The following is a 21,771-nucleotide window of genomic DNA, read 5'->3' on the forward strand; positions in this document are numbered from 1 at the left end:
CTTTTGCATTACCGGGACTGCATATTTTCTCTTGGATCAACTTCCTCTTCTTGGCCAGGGTGTTGTTCTTGCTGTTGAGCAGACGCTGGTGGCTCACCATTCGAGTTTGAACCACCATTATTATTACCCGACCAGCCACTTCTTGGCTCAGGTGTTTCCTGCGCCTGTCCAGACGAATCCCAAGGCTCTCCGCCACTCTGCGGGGCTGCACCCGGCTGCTGGCCGGCATCGGCACCGTAGGCGGGCGGCTGGGGCGCGTCTCCCGGCTGTGGGGCTGCACCCGGCTGCTGGCCGGCATCGGCACCGTAGGCGGGCGGCTGGGGCGCGTCACCTGGCTGTGGGACGGCACCCGGCTGGGGCGCCTGGCCGCCCTGAGGCGTTGCGGCTGGTTCCTGGCCGGGGCTAGGAACCTGTTGACCACCCTGAGGCCCAGGAGCAACGCCTGGAGTAGCAGTTGATTGCTGCTCTCCCCCCGGGCCTTCAGGCTGCTCGCTGCCTGACCCCGATTCAGAATCAGGTTGATCCTCAGGACGCTGCCACCTATTCAGGCGGGCCTCTGTTGCTTGGGCAGTAGGGCCTGTTTGGGTTTGCTGATCAATCTGCTCCTGAGTGGGAGGGTGCGCTACGTTGGCCGGCTCAAAAGTTCCATCTCCACCGTACTGGTAATAAGCATGGCCTCCTTCACGCTCAACAGCATAGACCGTTTGAGCTTGTCCGCTCTCATCTTGGTTGTAGAACATAGGGATAAAGGTATCATTACCCACCTGAATGTTCGTTCTTTCACCCCCTGTAATAAGGGCATCAGCATTGGCCTGATCAGCAGCTGCTATGTCTCTTCTATCAACGACTGATAATGAATCTCCCACGTCAATTACTTGATAATAGTCAGGCCTCTCCACTGGTGCTTGAGAGGCCGCCTGTATGCTGTCAAGTTGCGATCCGACATCGACAGAAAGATCACGGACACCCCGCTCTCTGATAGGAGCAGTGGTCTCCGCAGCATCACCCGCTCTTGCACCTACATCAGCCGTGTTAGCACCAACGACTACAGCAGCATCGGCACCTTGAGCATCAATTTCAGCCTGATCTTCATTCATTCTATGTTCGACACGATCTTGCAGATTGATCATGTCAGTCTGCATGTCAGAAACGGTACGCGGGTTCGCAGGAGTTGGCAAAGATCCCGACTGGCTTGCAGTCAGCTCTTCATGTGCCTTCTGCTGAGCCTGCACTGCCTCTTGATAGTCGCTCGATGCAGCATAAAGCATTGAGGCTCGATCCTCACCGGCATGGCTTTCAAGGACTTGTCTGGCCTCTGCATCATTGTATTTGACAGAGTAACGCTCACCATCTGAACCTGTCACCGAAAGTGTGCCATCTTCACCGAAAGTGAGTCTTCCACTATCCGTCTGAGAAACAGTGCTACCTTCTTCTCGAGTTTGCTGCTCTGTGTCGCTAAAGCTATTACCTGATTCACCCCGAATAGATCCTTGGGCATAACCCGAAACACCCGATGTAAAGGCTCCCGCAATACTTGCGTTAGCATTAAGACGAACGCCACCCTCGATAGCACTCGTTGTGGCTGCACGATTGGTTGCTTCCGATATTTCTCTCTCAGACACCCCAGCGTTTTGCAGCAAGGTATGGACTGCACCAAGCTCCTCAAGATAGCGTTGGCCCTGCGTGTCCTGACTAACTTGAGACCAGTCCACACTACCATCCCGGATATAACCTTGGTCTTCCGCATACTGGGCAGCACCTCGGAAGGTATCCGTCATCATACTCTGCGCCTGCTGTGTAAGCGCCTCTCTAGTCTCTTGGGTTCTCTGAGTCGCTTCAGAGTAGCTTTGGGAAGCCGACAGGCTTTCCCTGAAGTCAGCAGGGCGAAGGCCCACGTTCATGTCCTGGCCACTCATATTGGTCACCTGGGAGGCACCAACACCAACATGGTGAGCGGAAACCTCATTACCAGAGCTATAGCGGTGAGAAGTTTGGTGGGCATTCATGCTCGCGTTGTTCATGCTCACCTGACCGGCTGTAGCTGCGCCAGAAGAGATACTGCCAGCAGCAGCTGCCGCGTGCTGAGATCCAGAAGCCCTGTCCAGGACAGACGTGAAGGCATAGCCGCTACCGGATACCAAGCCCCACATGATGGCTGGCACTAGGGTCGACATGAAGCCCGAGGCCATCACCATCTTGTCGGACATTTCGCTGACGGCTCCCATGTTGGCCATGGTGAGACCATCGGCCAGATAGCCAGTTGTTTGGCCCTGGAAATACAGCATCATGATGTAGTTGACGATCGCGAGACCCGGCCACCACATAATGAGCCACGTCATGACCTGGGCGTAAGAGGTGCCCATCTTGCGGCCGAGTCCAGGCACCAAGATGGCAGCAAACACGATTGGAGCCAGGCCAATGACAAATGCCTGCAAGATGGCAAAGAAATAGCCCGCCATGTCACGGAACAAGATCGCGGTGCTGTACCAGCCAGATTGCTGAGCCCTTCGAGCCTGCTCAATATTGAGGGCAGAGATTAGCTCGCTAGATCCGGTCGCCATCGCCGCGTACTCGTAAGTGCCCGAGTACATTTCGGCGATCGCCGCCTGGGTGGCAAGCCCGGTCGCGTCTTGGACGACGCTACCACCGGAAGCCCAGCGGAAGGAGTCTTCCAGGGCAGCCTGAGAGAGCGCGGTAGAGCCCGCGGCCTGCTGAAGCCAGAAGGGAGATGATTCCCCCATACCGTTCAGTAGTGAAGGTGCTGCGGTCTGCAAGCGGTTATCGATCTTGGTGTAAGCCGTGTCACAGGCCTCCATGCCACCATTCGGGTCTGAAGAGTCATATACCACTGTGTAAACAGCAGGGTTCAAGTTAGAGCCGAGGATACTCCAGGCGTTCTGGGACGTGATGAGGGTGACCGGCGAAATACTCCCATTGAAGATATTGGGAAGGGCGCAGTCGTTCAAAAAGCTCTGAATACTAGACCGCAGATAGGGATCGGTAAGGCGAATGTTCTTCATGTCATTCAGCATGCTGGCGGCCATGCCGACTGGAGCACCTTCAGAGAGCCTAAGGCTTGCGAAGTTCGGCGTTGTAAAATTTGATTCAATGCTGCTTGTCGCCCACATCCCAATCTCTGAAATGACCACAGCAGGCAGGCCTATTGCAGCGGGGACGCCTTCGATGCGCTGAGTAAACTGCGGTGCTCCAGTGCCATCCCACACCATATCTTCAACGAAAATGTCAACTTTCAAGCTGAAAAGCATGTACACCGTCAGCAACATACCCGCGAAGTACATGGCAATCTTCTGCAATGTGCCAGCAAGAATGCCGGTGAAGCACATCGCCAGGAAGCCAGCCATGGCCAGCACAAGCGTCAGGTTACGAAACCCAGGGTTAGATGCCGGGTCCGTCATTCGCTTGATCGCCTCGAGGATCTGAGCGAGGGCATAGCCATTACCGTAACCATAGAAGGTCCAGGTATCGGCACCACCGCCCGGGGTCATGGTTTCGGCGATTGCCACCCCCGGCAGGGCCAAAGCGACAACCGCAAGGCCTATTCCTAGCCACCTCATCAGTTCACCTCCCGTGCCATGTCGCGGGCGAAGTTCATGCCTGAGAGCCCCATGGCATGAAGGTTGCGAAGCGTTGACCGATTGATACGGTCAACTTGAGCCATGATATTTTCCTGAGTCTCGGCCATCAGGTTGATTTGCTGTGCCTTCTCAGAGGTAAGGGCCACAAGCTCATTCTGTGCATCCCTAAACTCCTTGAGAACGTCAGCTGGCAGCTGGGAAACAGTGGTAGTTTTAGCCGTGGCCTGAACAGCATGGCGGATGTACTCAATGGAGATCATGTAACTCAAGATCATTGAATTACCTACAACGAGGTCGTAGGCAATCTCAGGATAGGTAGCAGCCACATTGACAGCCTGATACAAGGGGAACGGCGCCGCGGCGATGATCGCCTTTTGAGATGAGGAAAGTGGAGTACCTGAGGCCACATTCTCTACTGCGCCCTCGAGTTCCGTCACAACCGTAGTGAGGAACCCCTGCCCAAGGGACATGTCTTCCACTTTCGTCCTCTGAGGTGACCAGCAATTCCTAAGATCGCTGTTGCGGCAAGTGTATATCTCCATCTTTTGGCCTGAGCTACCCTCTTGCCATACCTTGTCCTCGCAGAAATCGTTAATAAACTCTGCGTATTGTATTTGCGAGGGTGATGCCCGTTCGCTGCCACAAAGGAAGACATCAAGCATTGCGCTACCAGTCTCTATGGTTGGCGCATACGTATTAGTTTCACCATCTTTGTTCTTGTTTCTTACTTCCGTGCCAATCCAGCTCATCAACAGCTCAGCAAATATTTTATTTTCTGCTCCCATGTTGTTAATGCCGTCCTTGCCCGGAGCGATTCCCGCCTCCTGAAGTCCGAGCCAAGTACGGTTACCGTTAATATCCATCGCTAGGGCTTTATCGCCTTCATTTGCTTCCAGGTGATCATAAATTTCACCGCCCGCATCACCGCTTGTGTCACAGGTGTCCTGCTGGGCAGCCAGCCAGTCGCTCTCCACCCCTTCAAACATGCCGACCGAGCTGCACCAGAGGTTGCTCAGTTCATCGGTGTAGTCAGGGAAGCCATCTACGATGGCCTGAGCCGCCTCACAGCTATCCTGGGACAGCTTTGCGGCGGCCTGAGCCATGCGCTGAGCAAACTCCAAGACATCGCCGCATATAGGGCAGAGCTGCTTGAGAGCGAGCTGGAAGGAGAGGGCAACAACCCCTTGGGCGATCTGTTCCAGCATTTGCTGGATCTGCTCGCTATCAATGTACGAGAAGCCGCCAAAATGGGCGTCAATACCGTTACAACCGACCTCGAGCCTCGGCGGATCGAGGTTCACCAGCGAGTAACGGTTCTGCGAGAAGCGCATTGTCATGCCGCCCGCGGAGTATCCATGTCTCGTGCGAGTTTCAAATGCTGTGGCACTCGTGCTGCTGCTGAAACCACCGCCAGCACTTGAAAGCCTATCGAACGCATCATTCAGGGCGCTCGCCTCGGCCTGTCCGATCGTAGCGGTGAGCGACATTCCCGTGAGTACGGAGGTCGCCACCAAGGTTGCTATCTTCTTGCGGTGAATCATCACTCAACTCCTTGGGGAATGCCGGCGCCCAGACCACCGGACGACCGTTCAAGCATGTCGGGGACGCTGAAATCGACAGCCGGACCAGCACCGTCACTAACGGCGTTCAGGCCTTTCTCTGCTGCTCGCTGAATGGCGCCAAAGAAAACCTCAATGCGTGATGTGATGCGCTGGGCTGCCTCTACGCCACTGGATACGCGGAACCACAGGTCATCCTGGGGGAGGTGAAGCCATAGATCCGGGACTGCCTCGATGGCCAGGTGGCCAGCTGCCTCGACTGATCGCCCTGTGGTATCGCAGGTCTCGGTGAAGTCCGACATGCACACGTTGTCGAGGGGGGCGTTATAGATGGTGAGCCCCGTTCGCCGGCCGAGCTGCTTCATCACCGGCTGCATGTCATGGCAGAACTGGCAGGTTGAACGGGTAAACCAGACCAAGAACCCACCTTGGTCGTTAATCTCTTCCATGACGGCGTTCCGCTTGCCGTCCTGAGCGCGAGACGCCGCTCGCAGTCCAAAGGACGACACCGGGCTATGAACCAGCGGGTTCAGATCCTGGTTCTGAATCTGGTTCCACTCCCACATGCGAGACATCGTGATGGCCTGGTCGACCGCCCAGCGCATATACCGCTGAAACCGCTCCACGGTCTCTGGGTTGTTGGGCCTCATCACGGCTTGATTCAGCAGCATGTCACGCTGCTTGGCCTGGAAGTCGAAGCTCCCCTGAGGGTCCACGAAGCCGCATGACGGCTCCCACTCGTCAGGGTCGGTACAGTCACGTTCCTCCTCGCTCGTCTCCTCACGAGGCTCAGCGATCACCTCTGGAGGTTTTTCCTGCTCTTCCTCCTTCTCTTCTTCCTCGTCATCCAGGTGGCCCCAGAACCAGCCGCACTCCTTGGGGTTGCTGGAATCCAGGCAGGCACGATTCGAGCCGGCCTCGGATTGCGCCTCCGTGGCCGGTGACAGCGCCAGCAGCGCCAAGAACAAGGGGGCCAGCACATGGCCAGCCAGTAGGTGTTTCATAGCACGAAGCTCCGAATTGAAATTGCCGCAAGTACCCATGCGGCAAGCACGGGCCAGAATTCCGAAGTGCCGCCATCCCATAGATTCAAGGAGTGACGCTTAGCGGGGTGCCAAACGGGCACCCCGGATGGGGTTCCTGCATCCCCCGCGATATGCGAGAGACCGCCGATGACGAACCCCAGGAGAGCCGCGGCCAGGAGAGGGGTTTCTGCAAGCCACAACCACGCAGCAACCGCTCCCCCTGCCCAAGGGAGGAGCCAATGCGTCACGGTCCTATGTGGGATCAGCGTGGTCGGCCCGACCCGGATTTCCATCCAGTCCGGCGCGGTTGAGCCGGGCAGCGCCAGCGCCGCCACCGCAAGCGCCGGCCCCCCTCCATACAGGGGCGTGATTGCCGCTCCAGCGGTCACGCCAAACGCCAAACCAAAAAGCCGGTGCGCGTTGCCGGTCACAGGGCCTCCTAGGGTCAATTCAAAGCACGCGAGAAAGCCCCGATTCCACGAAGGAAAGGGGGCTATGAATCGTCATGCTGGTTGGTATTGCTGTCGCTGGAGGAAGCGGCGCCGCTGTGCGATCGCCCCTTTCAACCGTGCCGACAGGTGAGCATCCAGCTGTGCGGTAGTGACCCAGCGTTCAGCTGCGGCCAGCCGTTCAGCATCTGCATTGTCGATCTCGGCCAGAATTACCTCAGGAGAGGCAAGTCTACGGCCGTTTATTGACTGCTGAGAATCGGCTTCAGCATCGCTCCCGGGGAGCATTGCTGACGTGTTCACAGCAGCATTTCTGGCAGCATTTCCATCGTCATCAGGCCCCTGAGCCAGGCCCAGAAGCGCCAGCAACCCATACCGTCGCGCATACGTCTGAGCAGACGCCACGCCATGGCTATCATGGGTGTCCACTGGCATCTCGCAGTAGGAGCCAATAAACTCCCCACTCGGACCATGAATCAGCATGGTTTCCATCACCACGGCCCCCACATTGCCTGGTACAGGCGCTTGAACCAGCGCTATTTCGTGCCGATTCAAGACATTGCGGACGCTGCCGATGATGGCAGTGAGGCTGGCGTAGCTGCTGTCGTACATCGGATTGCTGCAATCCGAAGCGACAACCCCACCCAGCTCTGCCTGGACTGAAGCCAACGCTCTGCCAATGCTGGCGATTGAGTCGCTACGGTTCATAACGTGCTCTCCTCTCATCCCCCAGGTAGCGGGGTCTCACGAGAGGTAGGGGGGGCACTGACAGATAGCTAAGGAGGTGACGCAACTAGCTGAATATCAAAAGAAAACGAAGAATGAGCGCAGAAACTGAAACGTATCGCATGGAGAACTGATGTACCGCGCATGGGAACTAGACGAATACGCTAGGCCCCATTCACCACGAGTCGCAGCGCATATAATCGACAAGAATAAAAAAGCTGATCATGGAAATAAGGCAAAGGAAGCGACAGCCGACCCCGTGCTGATGGCCTTGAATACTGACGCTCCTCCAGGTGGATTGCTTGCCACCCTGAAGAGTGTCCCGAAAGCAACAAACAGGGAGCGGAGGTTAACGATGATTTAACTGAACGACGCTCCATTCCCACGAAACACTTGATTCAGCTAACAAGCATCCCGTCCCTATGGCTGAACATTAAAAAGCCCTCCCAACAGGATGTTAGGAGGGCTTGAAGGTTAAGCGGCCTGACCTTCGCGAGGAAACCTCGCCAGGTTGCCACTGGTGTACACGTCAGCCCAGTCCAGGCTTTTGTCAGGACCGGAGCTGGGTGCATCCGGGATTCGGATAGACGCCTGAATCCCCTTCTCCCATAGGCGAGCCTGAAGCGCTTTTGCCGCATCCTGCCCAGCCCTTCGACCCTTCTTGTCCGGCAGGTCACGATCAGCCCAGATCACGACCTCCTTGACCCCTTCTGGTGGCTCAAAAGCCCCCATCAGAGACGCGGACAACACGGGCCATACCGGCATGCCTGTCGCTGCCCGAACAGCCAGGGCAGTCTCAATGCCCTCGGCGATGCCGAGAACACCGCCGACCGCACTGCCAAGCCGGATAGCACCACCACCGACCTCGCCGCCATTGACGACCGGAAACAGCTTCTTGGCCTTCGCCACGGGCGCCTTCTCCACCACACCGTTCTGTGAACGGTGGAGATACGTCCGGTGCATGGTCACAGGTTGGCCATCGGCATCCCGCACGATCGTCAGCAAGGCCGGGTAGTGGCCCACCACCTTGCCTTTCTCGATGTAGGCGAGGTTCGGGTGAAGCCGCGCCTCGCTTTCCATCACGCTGAGCATCGACTTCACGGGCAAGCCGCGGAATTGCAGGTAGCTCCCCAGGAGAAACCTGCCTTCCCCCTTGTCCAGCGGCAGAGCTTCCGTCCAGCGCTTACGCAGCGTGGGGCGGATGTCCTGCTTGGGCTTGGGCTTAGGCGGCACGGGCCGCGACACAGCAGGCGCCAGCGGCTCAACCGACTTCTCGCCGAGCGCTCCCATCACCTGCTCCAGGATCTCCGGGAGATTCCAGCCCTTCAGCTCCTTGAGCAGGCTGAAGCCATCCCAGTTACCGCAAGTGCAGATCGCTGTGCCACGCAGCTGAAAGTCGCGATCGAGCCGGAAGTCCTCTTTCCCACCATGGACGGGGCAATCGATATGCGTGCCAGGGTGCTCGAGAGCTGCGTCCAGCTCAGGACAGAGGGCTTGGAAGACCTCCCCCCAGCGCCCTTGGGCGATACGCTTCACATCAGCGATCTCGTACTTGTTGCTCTTGCTCATGATCAGTCTCCTCTCTCATTCCCGGTTGCCCGGATCTCACAAGGAGGTAGGGCGAGGTGTGACGGTTATGGAGAGATAGGGGAGCGACTGCCACGTTCGCGGGTGACGGGATCAAGGCGCCAGCTCGATTTCGCATGCGAAACTGAAAAAAGCCCCAAGCACGGATGTGCCTGGGGCTTGAAGGGTAGATCAGGCTGCTATGGCATCTGAGCGTTTCAAGCTCGCCAAGCAGTTGCCGACCAGACGGCCTACGGCACGGAATGCCGTGAACACGACTGATTGGCCCAGCAACTCATGGCTGACGGTTTCCGACAGGCCATGAACCAGCTCTTCCGGGATCGTCTTAACCCGGGCATGTTCCGCCTTGGTCAGGAGACGGGACAAGCTGGGGTCATCCGGGTGCCGGATGAACGGCTCAGTAGATCGGGCCTTCGCGTAGCCGCGCCCAATCGTCCCGAGGCCATCCTCGCTTCCATCGAGCAGCTGCCGACGAAAGCCTTTCCCTGAGGCCAGGTCACGCGCCTCCTTGTCCGCCAGGTACGAGTAGGCCTTGTACCGTGACTCGACCGCTTCACGAGGTTCAAGCACCTCCTGAAGCGAGGCTTCACGCTGACGCACCGGCTCCAGCTTACCGAGGTCAACCTCAACCCCTTTGCTGACCGCGAGCATGCACAGCCTGTCACGCCGCTCCAATGCACCGAGGGCATGCCCATCGAGGACAGTCTCCTGGACCTCGTAGCCAAGCCCCGACAGCACATTGCGAATCACCATCATGCTGACAGTGTTCTGGTAGGGCGGGACATTCTCGAGCAGGACGGCTGCCGGCCGAAGGGTCTGGATGGCATTCAGAAAGGCGACGAAAAGGCTCCCAGCCGTCTCGTGCGCTTCCGCATGCGCCAGGCCATTCTTGGCACGCCCCGACAAACTGGCGCCTGTGCAGGGCAAACCGGCCAATAACAGGTGGACAGGAGGCAGCTTATGCCACTCCACATCCTGCATTGGCCCCTGGATAGCGATACTGTCCTCATCCCAGACGGGATTGTTGGCCAGTGAAGCATCCAGGTAGGCACCCTCCAGCTCATTGGCAAAGGCCAATCGAGAGGGCACTCCGGCATCTGCCAGCCCCGTGTGTATGGCCAGATCAAGCACGCCACCGCCATGCGCGATCGAACCAATTTCCAAGGGCTCCCCGTTGCTGAGGGTCTTGAGCAGCCGCTCCATGCGCTCCGACTCAGCGAGGTCGTGATGATGGATCGTGATGTCGATGCGGTTGCCCCGCACAACGACACGAACCCTCTCGACCTTGCCCAGCGCCTCAGCCAACTCGGCAGCGGTGATGTCGATCACCGGCAGCTCGTTCTCCCCACGCTTCCGGCGAGACACCTTGTAGGCGCCATCTGCCGCAAACTGGAGGGTCAGGCTTTTTCGACCGGCGACGAGGTTGAAACGCTGACCAGGAGAGATCCCGGTACGCGCCAGCCGGTTGCCTTCCAGCCACAGACGCTGCTTGCCACGATGCTCACCAATCTTGGTGTAAATCACAGTGCTCTTGCTCATGATCCATCTCCTCTCTCATTCCTGCGATATGCAGGTCTCGAGAAGAGGTAGGGCGCAGAGTGACCGAGGGCCGGGGAGGGGAAAGCCTGAGGTGCCAGGAGGCCTCAGCAACAGCTGCCTTGGTATTCCTGGATGGACGCCTCCTCGAGGAGCTTGTCGGCAGCTTCTTGAAGGCTGGCGGCCATGCCGGGAGACTCAGCCAGGGCAGTTTCAGCGCGCTCTCGGTAAGCCTGAGCACGCTGCCGGCACAGGTAGGCTGGAAAAGGGGGTATCGCGTAGTCGACAGGAACCAGCGCCTGGCTGCGCGGCGCGTAACCCAGTCGTGAGACGGCTCGACCGTAATTGTCGAAGAGCGTGGCGCCCTCGAGGAGGTCATGGGCGGCTCCACTGGCCTCCCAGGCGTCGACTAGCGGTTTCATGGGGTGTTGAGTAGCCCGCGCCAGCGAGGCAACCACCTGCATGCTGACATGGTGAGGCACAAGGCAGGTCGCCATGGTAGGAAGCCATGGGCATACAGGGCGCTCTCTCCGGCCCCTCAAGCGGATTTCGGCGACATAGCCGAGCTTGGGCATTGCCTCGAGGTTCTGGAGCAGCCTGCGCTCTCTGTGGGGCGGGAGGCCTAATGCCTGCTTATGGTGGAGTGCCTTCGTGATCACGGCATGCTCAAGCCGATACCAGGCTTCAAACAGGAGGGCATCCAACAGGGTGGGGGCGCGTTGACCGAGCAGCTTCAAAGGCAAGGTCGGCAAGCCAACGGTCATCGCGTCACTCCAGGAAAGGAAAAGACCCCAGCGAGTGGGGTCTGAGAAACAGGGTTAGGCAGCCGACTTGATGGCATTGACCAAAGAGACGCCGCGCTCATAGGCTTCACACGCCAGCTCTTCAGCAAGCTCATCCAGATAGCTGTTATCGTCGCCGATGTTGACCTCGACGCCGCCAAGAACCGCAGCGCAGTCATCCAGCAGAACGGATTGACCGGCCACGTCGACAGACACCTTTGCCCTGAGCAAACCGTAGAACCATTCATCATCCCGCCAGCGCTGTTTATCGGTCTCGCTGTGGCAGTCGAAGTGGTCCGGGGTTACGTCCGGGTCGCGATCCAGGAGCACCGTCACAGTGAAGTCCCCCTGGGTGCCCTGAACGGTGTCGGAGCAGATAGCAAAGTTGTCGAATTTCGTGAGTTCCATGATCGTTCTCCTCTCTCATTCCTGCGGTATGCAGGTCTCGAAAGGAGGTAGGGGAGGGTGTGACACCAGCCATGGTACCCGCGTGAAAAAGCCCCCACATGTCGCCATGGGGGGCTCTGAAGGTCTTTCTGGCGTCAAGCGGCACGAGTCGTTGGGCCGACCATGCTTCTTGCCTTCTCCAGGGCTCGGTGCGCCAGCACGGCCGCCTGGGCATCAAGGTGGTTACTCGTCACCCCGACATTGACACCGATCGCGTGCTGCTTGGCCCGAGCATCCGGGATGCGGATAGAGTGCTCGTTGATGGCCACGCTCACCTCGGCTTCCAGCATGGCGACGAACCCATAATGCTCGGTGGCCTCGGCACAACGCTTGTGGTCCTCAGGGGACGCCTCGTAATCGTGCTTCAGGGTGACCGTCACCGTGTAGGCCCCAGCGAAGCCCACAACAGAATCACCGATCATCGCATAGGTATAGAACCGCTCCAGCTTCATCATCCATCTCCTCTCTCATTCCTGCGGGGGTGCAGGTCTCGAGAGGAGGTAGGGAGATCAATGACAGTGCTGGCGCCGGGAATCGGTGGCCACCATGCAGGCCGGTGGCCACCGTCAGAGGAACGGGAGGCAGGAGGGGGTTATGCCGCTACCTGGGCCAGCAGGGAGCGAACGTGCGGATTGGCATCCCGTCCATCACCTTCCACCCCTTGGGCAGGGCGACGGAGCGCATGACTTGCCCAGAGCGCGACCGCGGCGGAACGGCTGACACCAGCGTTGCAGTGGATCAGCAGCTTCACCGGCTGCCGGGCCTTCGCCCAGTGGCCGATCCAGGCCGAGATCCGACGCGCATCATCCGGGGTCATCGGCTCTTCGCAGCCAAAGCCTTCCCCCGGTACGACATCATCGAACTGCATGGAGAGCACGTCCCCCCACCCCCTGGCCAAGCGGGGTGACCGCTCATCGATGCCATGGATGGACAGCACAACCGTGTCTGCGGTGGCCTGCCGGCGTTCGATGTCGCGACGGCTGGTGTATTCGATGCTGGTAATCATGACGCTATCTCCGTGCTTGTGTTCATTGCGTTGAGCGCCAGCTGCTTGATGTGGCCGGCGAAGCTCAGACGCTTCGCGTACTCGGCATGCAGGTCGCGCCGAGCCTGTAGTTGATCAAGTCGTGAGACGTTCCCCTGGGTTTCGACCAGGACGGCTTGTGCGGTGGCGTAGTACCGCGCCAGGCGCTCGCGGCTTGGGTACATCGGGTGTGAACGGCGCCATGACAACCGCTCGCTGGCCTCGCCAATGACGAGTGAGCGCGAGAGCGGGTTGTCCAGATAATGGCGCACCAGCTGTTCTCCGGCTGGCTCCACCACGGGGCTGGGTCGCTGCATGGGGCCTCCCACATCATCCACCAGCCGACACATCGGCTGGCTCAAAGGGAGGTAGGGCGCTTGGTGACACAGCGACCAGAGGCGAGAAAGCCCCAACTAGCGAGCTAGAAGGGGCTTGAAGGGTACTGCAAGGAATCAGATCAGCTCAAATGACTTGGGCTGCTGATTTGCTGTGCGTGACAGCATACCCTGGGCAACATGGCCACAGGGATTCCTCATGGAGGTTTCAGGACAGCTGACGTAAGCGCCCTCGCGTGATAGCCGAATAAGCCAGCGGGCCTTGTCCAAGCAGCCTGAAAACCAAACCGATGAGGTCTACGAAAGCAATTTTCTCGCTCTCATACCGTTCTACGAACGGCCTCGCCCATAAGATAGGGCGGCAGGTGACAGCTGGGAAGGCTTCAGTTGGAAATCCGTGAACTGAGGTGTTCCTGGCAGCGCAGAGCGACAGGCATCAACCCCTAACCCGGAACCCCCTCTGCCGGCGCCAGCAGGTGCTGGCCATCGGCCGTTGCATCATTGACCGCCTGGCCGACCTCATAGGTCGCCAGCTGCGACGGGTGGAGAGGCTTGAGCTGCTGTTTCAGCGTATCGCGGTCCTGTACCTCGGGGTCGAGCCAAGCCTCAGCGCCAGCGGCGACGACGACCGGCATGCGGCTATGAACCTGCTTTGCCACGCCCTGGGCCGGCTGGGTCACGATCGCGCACCCCAGCTCGCCATCAGCTCGCTTGGTGAAGACACCCGCCAGAAACAGCAGGCCACTCGAGGCCCCGTGGAAGTAGAAGGGGTGCTTGCGCTCTCCCTCATGCCGCCACTCGAACCAGCCGTTCACTGGCACCAGGCAGCGGTGGCGAGCGAAAGCGCCTTTCCAGAACCGGCTCGTCGCCAGGCTCTCGGCCCTGGCTACATGCGTGCGCGGCGCGTCCTCTGGCGCCCACCTGGGCTTGAAGGACCACTGAAGGGTGGTCACTTCAGGGGCGCCCTCCGTGGCAGCGATCGCCACGATAGGGCCGCCCGGGGGGATGTTGTACCGGGCCGGTGGGAATGTTGAACCGGACGACAGGGGGTAGCCGAAGCTCTCGGCCACCTGGCGAGGGTCATCATAGAGGGCGAAGCGTCCACACATGGCTGCTGTTCACTCGATCATTCGGCCGGCTCACCGTACTGCTCGCGATAGTGTCTGGCTTCTTCGCATTCCGGTGTCAGGCCTATCATGTCCAAAAGCTGGCGCTCCCAAGCGCCAGGTCGACGTGAGCCATCGGCGATGGCAACCGCCACCTCCTGCATCATCTCCTCAACCGTTTCCCATGGGATCGCGGCGCCATGCTGCTTCTGGAGCTTCGTCAGGTACTCCAGCTCGGCATGGACATCGGCCGGCAGGGTGATTGTCAGCGGTACGGTATTGCTCTCCTCGACTGCCATCAGCGGGCTCCTCGTGGGCGATTCGTGGTTTTAAGGATACCAGCCCCTACGCCGTGTGCTGCGCCAGCAGGCGTCGGGGTCGGGGATAATGCTTAACCCGCCCAGAGAAAAGCCCCCAGGCAATGCAATGCCATGGGGGCTGAAGTGCTATCAAGCGACTCGCCACACACCTCGCTCGACCGGCGCAAACCAGTCATTGACGTAGAGCGTCTGGCGAACCTTCTCGCGCCAATGCTGACGACCCGCCAGCTTGTCCGGCGCATTCTCCGCTACCGCCTCGTACAGGCGCGACAGCGGAGCTTCACCACCCAGCGACACCAGCGCCTGGCGTACCACGGCCTTCCATGACCCCCGCAGCCGACGCTGCTGGCTGTGAGCCATGCTGGAGAGCGTCGACAACAGGGCCACGCTGCGATCAGGACGCTGCCACAGCAGGATGTACTCGTGAGCCACCCTGGGCAGCCGCATGCCCGCATACTGCCGTGATGCGCTCTGGACGTTGTGCTGTGCCTTGATCAGCACGGCCCTCAGCTCATCCGCAGGCATCCTGGCGATCGCATCAGCCTGGAAGGACCAGTAATGGCCATTCCGCCTCAGGTCGCCAATGATCGTCCCGTAGAAGCCACCATGGTTCACGGCCTCGCGCTGGTTCAGCAGAGCCTGCTGGAGCTTGTCCATGAACTCCTCAGGATCAGCGCAGCGCGACAGGTCATCCGGGTGCTCGCCGGGATAGACGTTCCCGCTGTACACGATCATGTCGTGATAGGGCGGGTGCGACAGGCAGAGATCCACCGGCTTCCCGGTAGCATCCAGGATGGAGTGCCGCAGGATGTTGAACCCCGAGTGAAGATCCAGGCCAAAGGCCTCGATCCCCATTTCTGAGGCCACCTCCACTGAGGTGCCACTGCCCACCATGGGGTCGCAGAAGGTCTCCGGGCGAAGCTGCTCGAAAATGTCCTTGTAGACATGCCCCGAACAGTTGCCGCGCCAGCTCGACTTGCCCCACTTGCCGCGTGTCGGGTGCGAAATGACAGACGTGCTCATGATCCATCTCCTCTCTCATTCCTGCCGGATGGCAGGTCTCGAGAGGAGGTAGGGGCAGGCCTGACGGGCTAGAGGTCGACCTCCAGCCGGTCGCCGACCTCCACCCCCATGGCGTCGAAGGCGCCAGCATTCAGCTCCAGTGCCATCCAGAAAGGCACGCCAGCCGGATACCGAGGGCAATCCTCGCGCTGGCGGGTGCAAGGCGGCATCGTCGCCATCGACAGCACGCTCCCTTGTTGGTCGAGAAAGGCGATGTCGATGGGGAAGCGGGTCTTGAACATCCAGAAGCTGCTCTGCGCCGGCTGCTGTTCGTCGTAGGTGAAAAGCATCCCCGTGTTGGCAGGAAGCGAGGGGCGCTCCATCAGTCCATGGCGCCGCTGGCGCGAGGTGCGGGCTACCTCAAGCGCCAGCTCATGGCGCCCATCCTGGGTTGCCATCTGGCCTACGACCTCCTGCATGGCCTGGCGCTCTACCACCAGGGCTATCATCGCGATCCCGGTCAAGAATAGGGCGGTGATGCCGATACCAGTGGGCATCGATGGCGAGCTGCGGCGCGTCAACGTCGAGCGGGTCTGAGGCATGGTTACCTGGGGCTCCAATGATTCATATCGGGTTGCCCCATGGATAGGTCCGTGGCTGACGCTACCCAGGACAGTCAGGAGAGAGCAGTCCATGCCGGCGACCCTGCCATTCGGCCGCTGGCTGCACAAAGCCCGATGGGTCAACACCGCAGCCTGGAAGTATGCTCAAGCGTTTCACGAACAAGCCCGCCAAGTAGCGTTCCCGGCCGAAAGTGCCAGCGGCCAAGGGATCATCCGGTGGCAAGACTGGTCGCCCTGCTTCGGTGGGGATATTGCACACTGGGAGTCCGGTCCTCGAGGGATGCTCTGCCGCCGCGCTACGCTCGCGCCAGCCTCCCGGCTCATCACGACGGTATATCACGACGCCTTCAGCTGCTCGATAAGAGAGATCACCAGCCTGGAATCCGGTAAGGGCGGCCTCGCCACCTCTGCCACGCTCGACACCTACGCGCTCAGCGAGTGCCGCGACCTCCTCAGCAGTGACCCCGCCTGGATAGGGAAGCTCCTCGGCTGGCACGAACTGAGATTCAGCGCTTGCCCTGGCGCGGGAGAGTCACTGGAGAGCTTCAGCTGGCATGACCGCGGCTACCACCTGCTCAACCAGGGCGGCGCTCACCACTTCGCAGCAGCTCGCTACCTCGCCGGCTTCTATGCCCCGGGGTTCCGCATCCATGCCCCCCTGGCCAGGTACAGCATCAATCCCGAGGCCGCCCACGACATCCTCAACGCCTTCGACATGTTCTGTGAGCCCGAGGACCAGGCAATGCTCGAGGCCTTCACACACCGCATGGCCGCGGCAGGGATTCCGCACGCAACGTGCCCAGCACCGCCGCCTTGGGACGGGACATATCGCCTGCTGCTGCTGCCCCGGAATAACCGAAAAGCCGCTGGAGCCGCGGCTGTGCTACGCGAGCACGGCTGGTTCGATGTCAGCGACCTTCTGCGCCGCCAGGTCACCCCATAGGGGCGATGCAGGCCAGGACTGCGATCGCCCCCGTTGGCACGCTACACCCCCAGCTGCTCGCTAGTGAGCGGGATCTCGCCCTCACGGATCTTGATCACCACACACGTCTCATAGGGGTTGTCCGGGTAGGGCGAGCCGGCTTCTGACACCTCGAGGCCCCGCTTGCGCAGCGCCGTAATGGCCCTCCGGTTTGGGCCACCATCCGGGCCGAACAGCACCTTCCCGCCCAGTTGCTCGATCTGTTCGAGCAGGCCACCAGTGGTTTTATCGGTGACGCTCACGAACTCGCTATCGAGGAGGTTCAGCTCGTCGTCAGGGTTGTATATCTCATGGTTGTCGAGAGCCGTCACGGCCCGCGCCAGCGCATCAATGCTCATCCTGTGGCTCCTTTCGTGGTTGCGATCGCCCGTGGCCATGCCGCGCCTTCGGACCCTATTCTCTATGGTGCTGCGGGGGAGGCTTTGCAAGCACCGTGCGTGGCTGGCGCCAGCATCAACAACTGGAGAGGGGGGACAGGCATGACCACAGTGAGGATGGATGACATCACGACGCAGGCACTCGAGAGGCTTGTCGCCGTTGCCTTGAGCGATACCGGGCAATCCCGGCGCTGCGCCGACTTCCTGCTGGCGTGGTACAACGCCGCGGAGAACGGGGGCTTTGACCTCACCACCCTCTGGGGCATGGATGACGAGCTGGCCAGTGCGTGTGGCGTGGTGTTCCTGTGGGTGGCGAGCCATCGCGCCTATCCCGATGATCTCGGCTATGGGGAGGTCTTCCAGCGGATCTGGGCGCTCTGGCGAGCCGGTAGTGAGCAGGCCGGCTGAGGCATGAAAAAGCCCCAGCCTCAGAAGAGGAGGGGCTTGAGAAAGGATCGAGCGATCCGATAGGTCACACTTCAGTGCTGCCTACCCACTGGGAGCCGAGAAAGGCCTCAACGCCATCCTCGACCTCCTGGGGCAGCATCTGTGCGATGCCATCCCCCGTCTCGACCAAGGCCTCATGGGTCCATGGGCCAGACGGCAGGACGCGCAGTAGCACCTTGCTGCGATCAAGATCCATGATGGTCAACGCCTCGAGCTGATGTCCTGACAAGAGATCAGGCTCACCGGGTCGTTGATCCGTCACAAACGTGATGCTGGACATGCTTTCCTCCAGAGGGCCATAGGCCCGTTCGTCTATGTGGATCGTGCCGATCCGGCAGCTCACCAGCAGTACCACTCCTGGATCTTCCTCGAGAGCTGGTCTGCCTGCTCCCAGCTCCAGAACTTGCCAGCCACCAAGGGGACAGCGACTAAGCCTGCCTTCGACAGGGCTCGCGTCAGATAGGCCGTGCAGACGTACCCCTCGCTGTTGCCACGGCGCACCTCGGTCATCATGCCGACCGTCGAGGTGTGAGCCGCGCACTGACATAACGCCACCACCTCATTCAGGCCGTCCTTGAATTGCAGCAGGTCAGAGACCCACTCGTGCTCAGGAAGCATGACGTTGCAGTAGCGCTGCGCCCGGTCTTGCAGCTGCGAGGCAATCTCCAGGATCTCCTCGCCCCCGAGGTCGTTGATACGAGGCAGGTCGATCAGGCGGTCCTCGAGGAGGGTCGCTTGGTCGCCGAGGCGGGCAGGCGTATAGCTGCTCAGCTCTTGAACCAGGGTCTCCTGTGAGGCCGGCTGTTCGGTGATCACCACCTCAACCTGCTTGTCCTCCAGCGCCAGCTGCACAAGGCGGGAAGCCACGGGCTCCGTGAGGTAGACGCTGGTGGCGTCGACAAGGCTCTTGCGCGAGATAGCATTGTCGATCCCCAGGCCTTTCACGATGGGCTTCGGCACTTCCAGCCATGCTTGGCCAGCGTCGGCGTCATGGTGGCGGACTGCATTGATGGTCTTCATTGGGCTTCTCCTCTCATTCCTGCGGGATTGCAGGTCTCGAGAGGGGGTAGGGGTAGGGGTGACGCTTGCTGGCGCTTCTGGCCGCCCCTGAAAGGGAAAGGGCACCATCCGAGGATGGTGCCCTTGAAGCGAACTACTCGAAGTGAGAGTCATCCCACATCGCAATGTTAACCTCGCCATCGGCAAGGCCCATGCAGACTATGCCGCTTATATCGAGCGCAGAGTCTTCATCGTCGGGGTCGGTAAAGCGGTCCCAATCACGGGCACATTCGTACCTCGCCTGCTCCTCAGCTTCCGCCAGCTCCTTGTCGCGGTCCTCCTGGGCATCCACCTCGATGGAGCTGATCCAGACCGTGCCGGTGCCATTACTCTCCTGGCAGAAGGCGGTGTAGGTCCGGGTCGCTGGCGCTTCACTGGAAGCATCTGTGTCGTCAGCGAGCTGCTTGGACAGCGCCGCTGAGGCGTCACCCTTGAGTAGCCTCTCCAGGTCATCGATCTCTTCGGGCGCGTACCCATCCTTGCTGGCATGGTGGGGAACGTACTCGGCGAGATCCGATTCGCCGCGGCCAACCAGCTGCATGATGTCAGCCCACTGGGCGTCAGTGAGGGTGGCTGTCTTCATCGTCATGGTGCTTTCTCCTCTCATTCCTGCGGGATTGCAGGTCTCGTGAGGAGGTAGGGAAGGGGATGACACAAGGCGGCAGGCCGGTGCCTGAGGGAAGGTGGGGTGGGGGGTGTCCGGCCAGGATCACCTCCCATCCCAGTGAAGCACGCAGTCGAGATGCGCGTTATGCAGAACAGTCGAAGTAGGCCTCATCGAGCATCGCCGGCTCGACACCTCCCTCGAACAAGCCTATGCAGGCGATGGCGCTGGTGTCTGGCGTCGACATGCAGGGCGCGTACTCCACGCCACGCTCCCATGCCCCCGCGCAGGACTCCTTGGCTTTCTGGATAGCCATTTGGTGCTCTACCTCGCGATCGGCCTGAGGCGTGACTTGCACATACTCAATGCGCAAGTCCCACTCCCCGGCCATGTCTTTGCAGATTGCGGTGTAGACCTTCGGACGTGCCGCCCACAGCCTATCCAGGATGTCGTCGTGTGCGCTCATGATCCATCTCCTCTCTCATTCCTGCCGGATGCAGGTCTCGAGGGGAGGTAGGGCGCCCACTGTCAGCCAGCCACGCTCAGCGGGCACAGGAGACCGCTCTCGCGGATGTCGGCGACACGAACAGGCCCAAGGCCATCTATTGTGAAAGGAAAATAAAATATCATCCTCGAAACTTGCAAAAACACACAAATTTGGTCACTAGTTGACCAAATTGATCTCTAAAGTATCATCCTAGCGCAAAAGGATTCTGACTCAATTAGCCTTAGTAGATAAAAAAAGTTTCATCCTGAGCTTGCATCCCCAACTTCTCAACGGTCCCGATACAAATACCTATCCAGCAGCAGAGAGCCTGGTAGTATTTCTGGATTCATAGCGCCCTTGGCTGGGTAGGCGTCAGTCACCAGTGGATCTACTCCTTTTTCTGGGATAACAAGGCCCGCGGAGGGGATCTCTAGCAGTACCTCCGTCAGCCCAAGCGGCGCGCAAGCACCGTATCCAGGCCAAGAGCGCAGGGCTCAGCAAGATTCCCAACCGCGTGGGCGTCGAACATCACCCGGCTGAGGTCGATGACAGGATCTTCATCGGTCACTGGGAGGGCGACACCGTGATCCAAGGGCACTAGCAATTGGGGCCGGTCACGCTGGTCGAGCGATGCAGCGGCTATCTACTGGCAGCAAGCTTACCCAGGATCTCAGCAGAGCTGACGCAAGCGACCATGGTCCGGCTGTTGAAGCCTCACCGGGGTGCAGTGCAGACCATCACCGAGGACAACGGCTCGAAGTTCGCTGGCCACAAAGCCGTGGCAAGGCACTGACCACTGGGACTTACTTTTGTGATCCCTACTGCTCCGGCCAGCGTGGGGCTACGAAAGCACCAATGGCCTGATACGGCAGTACTTCTCCAAGGGAATGGACTTCCGGCAAGTCACCGACGCCGAGTTGCGCAAGGCGGTCAAAAAGCTTAATGACCGCCCCCGGAAGCGCCTCAGCTACCGGACACCGGTACAGGTATTCCTGAGGAAATACTCTGGAGTCCTGAACACCGCAGGTGCTGCGCTTAATGCTTGAATTCAGGGTTCGAGACGCCATCCGGCAAGCAGCTGCAGATCGACCTCGGCAGCCATCAGATTGAAGTGGTCCAATTGGAGCGGACACCCCGATAAGCCTCATAATGGAGGCAATGGAGGTGTTCATGACCAAGAAGACTCGACGTCGGTATTCCGATGAATTCAAGGCGGATGCGGTGAGCCTGGTGACCGAGCAGGGATATTCCGTATCCGAGGCTGCCCGGCGCCTGGGGGTTGACCGTAGCCTGTTGGACCGCTGGTGCCGCAAGCACCGTCAGCAAGTCTCCAGCACCCCGGAGCAGCAGGAAGACGATCGCGACGCCGAGATCAAGAAGCTCCGCGAAGAAGTTCGTAAGCTTCAGGTTGAAAAGGATATTTTAAAAAAGGCGGCGGCCTTCTTCGCCAAAGAGTCGAGCTGAGATACCAGTTCATCGAGTCGGAGAAGGCCACCTATCCCGTGGCCATGTTGTGTCGGGTCATGCAGGTCAGCCGGAGTGGTTTCTATGCCTGGCGGCAGCGTGGCCCTGATGACCTTCGACAGGCCCTGCTCCGCGAGGTCAGAGAGATCCATCGCCGGAAGCGCGGTAGCTACGGCAGCCGCCGCATGGCCGGAGAGCTGCGACGCCGCGGCTACGAGGTCGGCCGTTACCAGG

23 protein-coding genes and 2 pseudogenes are annotated in these 21,771 nt (G+C 59.9%); 4 read left to right on the forward strand and 21 right to left on the reverse strand.

What is annotated here, in order from left to right:
* Positions 1-8: 8 nt before the first annotated feature.
* The 16 genes from ACPF7Z_RS08885 to ACPF7Z_RS08960 form a co-directional block, all read right to left on the reverse strand.
* Complete coding sequence (locus ACPF7Z_RS08885; protein ID WP_425192886.1) at positions 9-3,575, reverse strand: conjugal transfer protein TraG N-terminal domain-containing protein; 3,567 nt, start codon at positions 3,573-3,575, stop codon at positions 9-11.
* Complete coding sequence (locus ACPF7Z_RS08890) at positions 3,575-5,137, reverse strand: conjugal transfer protein TraH (protein WP_425192887.1); 1,563 nt, start codon at positions 5,135-5,137, stop codon at positions 3,575-3,577. Before ACPF7Z_RS08890 ends, ACPF7Z_RS08885 begins: the two co-directional genes overlap by 1 nt.
* Complete coding sequence (traF, locus tag ACPF7Z_RS08895; RefSeq protein ID WP_425192888.1) at positions 5,137-6,159, reverse strand: conjugal transfer protein TraF; 1,023 nt, start codon at positions 6,157-6,159, stop codon at positions 5,137-5,139. Before traF ends, ACPF7Z_RS08890 begins: the two co-directional genes overlap by 1 nt.
* Positions 6,156-6,611: a metal-dependent hydrolase gene (locus ACPF7Z_RS08900; protein WP_366073277.1), complete on the reverse strand. Its 456-nt coding sequence runs from the start codon at positions 6,609-6,611 to the stop codon at positions 6,156-6,158. Before ACPF7Z_RS08900 ends, traF begins: the two co-directional genes overlap by 4 nt.
* 72 nt (positions 6,612-6,683) lie before the next feature.
* The gene (locus ACPF7Z_RS08905; RefSeq protein WP_074211703.1) at positions 6,684-7,337 is read right to left on the reverse strand and encodes an ERF family protein; all 654 of its coding nucleotides are present in this window, start codon (positions 7,335-7,337) and stop codon (positions 6,684-6,686) included.
* A 492-nt stretch (positions 7,338-7,829) separates the two neighbouring features.
* Positions 7,830-8,924, reverse strand: a complete 1,095-nt coding sequence (locus ACPF7Z_RS08910) for a DUF7146 domain-containing protein (protein WP_253028169.1) — start codon at positions 8,922-8,924, stop codon at positions 7,830-7,832.
* 189 nt (positions 8,925-9,113) lie between these two features.
* Positions 9,114-10,481, reverse strand: a complete 1,368-nt coding sequence (locus ACPF7Z_RS08915; protein WP_425192889.1) for a DNA cytosine methyltransferase — start codon at positions 10,479-10,481, stop codon at positions 9,114-9,116.
* A gap of 104 nt (positions 10,482-10,585) precedes the next feature.
* A complete protein-coding gene (locus ACPF7Z_RS08920; RefSeq protein ID WP_425192890.1) occupies positions 10,586-11,242 on the reverse strand; it encodes a hypothetical protein in 657 nt (218 codons plus the stop codon).
* A 54-nt stretch (positions 11,243-11,296) separates the two neighbouring features.
* Positions 11,297-11,668, reverse strand: a complete 372-nt coding sequence (locus ACPF7Z_RS08925) for a hypothetical protein (RefSeq protein ID WP_425192891.1) — start codon at positions 11,666-11,668, stop codon at positions 11,297-11,299.
* 134 nt (positions 11,669-11,802) lie between these two features.
* Positions 11,803-12,159 carry a hypothetical protein gene (locus tag ACPF7Z_RS08930; protein ID WP_425192892.1) on the reverse strand — a complete coding sequence of 119 codons (357 nt, stop codon included), beginning with the start codon at positions 12,157-12,159 and terminating at the stop codon, positions 11,803-11,805.
* Positions 12,160-12,299: 140 nt separating this feature from the next.
* Positions 12,300-12,713, reverse strand: a complete 414-nt coding sequence (locus ACPF7Z_RS08935) for a hypothetical protein (protein WP_425192893.1) — start codon at positions 12,711-12,713, stop codon at positions 12,300-12,302.
* Entirely contained in the window at positions 12,710-13,048 is a 339-nt protein-coding gene (locus ACPF7Z_RS08940; protein ID WP_425192894.1) for a hypothetical protein, read from the reverse strand. The genes ACPF7Z_RS08935 and ACPF7Z_RS08940 overlap by 4 nt, the downstream gene beginning before the upstream one ends.
* Before the next feature lie 461 nt (positions 13,049-13,509).
* Positions 13,510-14,175 carry an SOS response-associated peptidase gene (locus ACPF7Z_RS08945; RefSeq protein WP_425192895.1) on the reverse strand — a complete coding sequence of 222 codons (666 nt, stop codon included), beginning with the start codon at positions 14,173-14,175 and terminating at the stop codon, positions 13,510-13,512.
* Between the two features lie 17 nt (positions 14,176-14,192).
* Positions 14,193-14,471: a hypothetical protein gene (locus ACPF7Z_RS08950; protein WP_425192896.1), complete on the reverse strand. Its 279-nt coding sequence runs from the start codon at positions 14,469-14,471 to the stop codon at positions 14,193-14,195.
* Positions 14,472-14,621: 150 nt separating this feature from the next.
* A complete protein-coding gene (locus tag ACPF7Z_RS08955) occupies positions 14,622-15,515 on the reverse strand; it encodes a hypothetical protein (RefSeq protein WP_022524134.1) in 894 nt (297 codons plus the stop codon).
* Positions 15,516-15,583: 68 nt separating this feature from the next.
* Entirely contained in the window at positions 15,584-16,096 is a 513-nt protein-coding gene (locus tag ACPF7Z_RS08960; RefSeq protein ID WP_425192897.1) for a DUF192 domain-containing protein, read from the reverse strand.
* Positions 16,097-16,187: 91 nt separating this feature from the next.
* Between ACPF7Z_RS08960 and ACPF7Z_RS08965 the strand changes: the two genes are divergently transcribed.
* The gene (locus ACPF7Z_RS08965) at positions 16,188-17,060 is read left to right on the forward strand and encodes a DUF6685 family protein (RefSeq protein ID WP_425192898.1); all 873 of its coding nucleotides are present in this window, start codon (positions 16,188-16,190) and stop codon (positions 17,058-17,060) included.
* A gap of 41 nt (positions 17,061-17,101) precedes the next feature.
* On the opposite strand, the gene ACPF7Z_RS08970 is transcribed toward ACPF7Z_RS08965, so the two are convergent.
* Positions 17,102-17,437 carry a hypothetical protein gene (locus ACPF7Z_RS08970; protein WP_425192899.1) on the reverse strand — a complete coding sequence of 112 codons (336 nt, stop codon included), beginning with the start codon at positions 17,435-17,437 and terminating at the stop codon, positions 17,102-17,104.
* A 141-nt stretch (positions 17,438-17,578) separates the two neighbouring features.
* Here ACPF7Z_RS08970 and ACPF7Z_RS08975 point away from each other — a divergent pair, with 141 nt between their 5' ends.
* The gene (locus tag ACPF7Z_RS08975) at positions 17,579-17,884 is read left to right on the forward strand and encodes a DUF7673 family protein (RefSeq protein WP_074211835.1); all 306 of its coding nucleotides are present in this window, start codon (positions 17,579-17,581) and stop codon (positions 17,882-17,884) included.
* Positions 17,885-17,948: 64 nt separating this feature from the next.
* Here ACPF7Z_RS08975 and ACPF7Z_RS08980 read toward each other — a convergent pair whose 3' ends face one another.
* From ACPF7Z_RS08980 to ACPF7Z_RS08995, 4 genes are all read right to left on the reverse strand, one after another.
* Positions 17,949-18,203 (reverse strand): hypothetical protein, encoded by a 255-nt coding sequence (locus tag ACPF7Z_RS08980; protein ID WP_425192900.1) that lies wholly within the window; start codon positions 18,201-18,203, stop codon positions 17,949-17,951.
* Positions 18,204-18,262: 59 nt separating this feature from the next.
* Positions 18,263-18,943 (reverse strand): hypothetical protein, encoded by a 681-nt coding sequence (locus ACPF7Z_RS08985; RefSeq protein WP_425192901.1) that lies wholly within the window; start codon positions 18,941-18,943, stop codon positions 18,263-18,265.
* A 133-nt stretch (positions 18,944-19,076) separates the two neighbouring features.
* Positions 19,077-19,571, reverse strand: coding sequence for a hypothetical protein (locus ACPF7Z_RS08990; protein ID WP_425192902.1), 495 nt, complete (start codon positions 19,569-19,571; stop codon positions 19,077-19,079).
* A 160-nt stretch (positions 19,572-19,731) separates the two neighbouring features.
* On the reverse strand, positions 19,732-20,052 hold the full coding sequence (locus ACPF7Z_RS08995; RefSeq protein WP_074211819.1) for a hypothetical protein: 321 nt from the start codon (positions 20,050-20,052) through the stop codon (positions 19,732-19,734).
* Positions 20,053-20,400: 348 nt separating this feature from the next.
* Between ACPF7Z_RS08995 and ACPF7Z_RS09000 the strand changes: the two are divergent.
* Both ACPF7Z_RS09000 and ACPF7Z_RS09005 read left to right on the forward strand, forming a co-directional pair.
* A pseudogene (locus ACPF7Z_RS09000) lies at positions 20,401-21,119 on the forward strand (IS30 family transposase); the annotation flags it as partial.
* Between the two features lie 124 nt (positions 21,120-21,243).
* Positions 21,244-21,771 (forward strand): annotated as a pseudogene (locus ACPF7Z_RS09005) (transposase); the annotation flags it as partial.

This window comes from Halomonas sp. GXIMD04776, assembly GCF_049808615.1.
Lineage (GTDB): Bacteria > Pseudomonadota > Gammaproteobacteria > Pseudomonadales > Halomonadaceae > Modicisalibacter.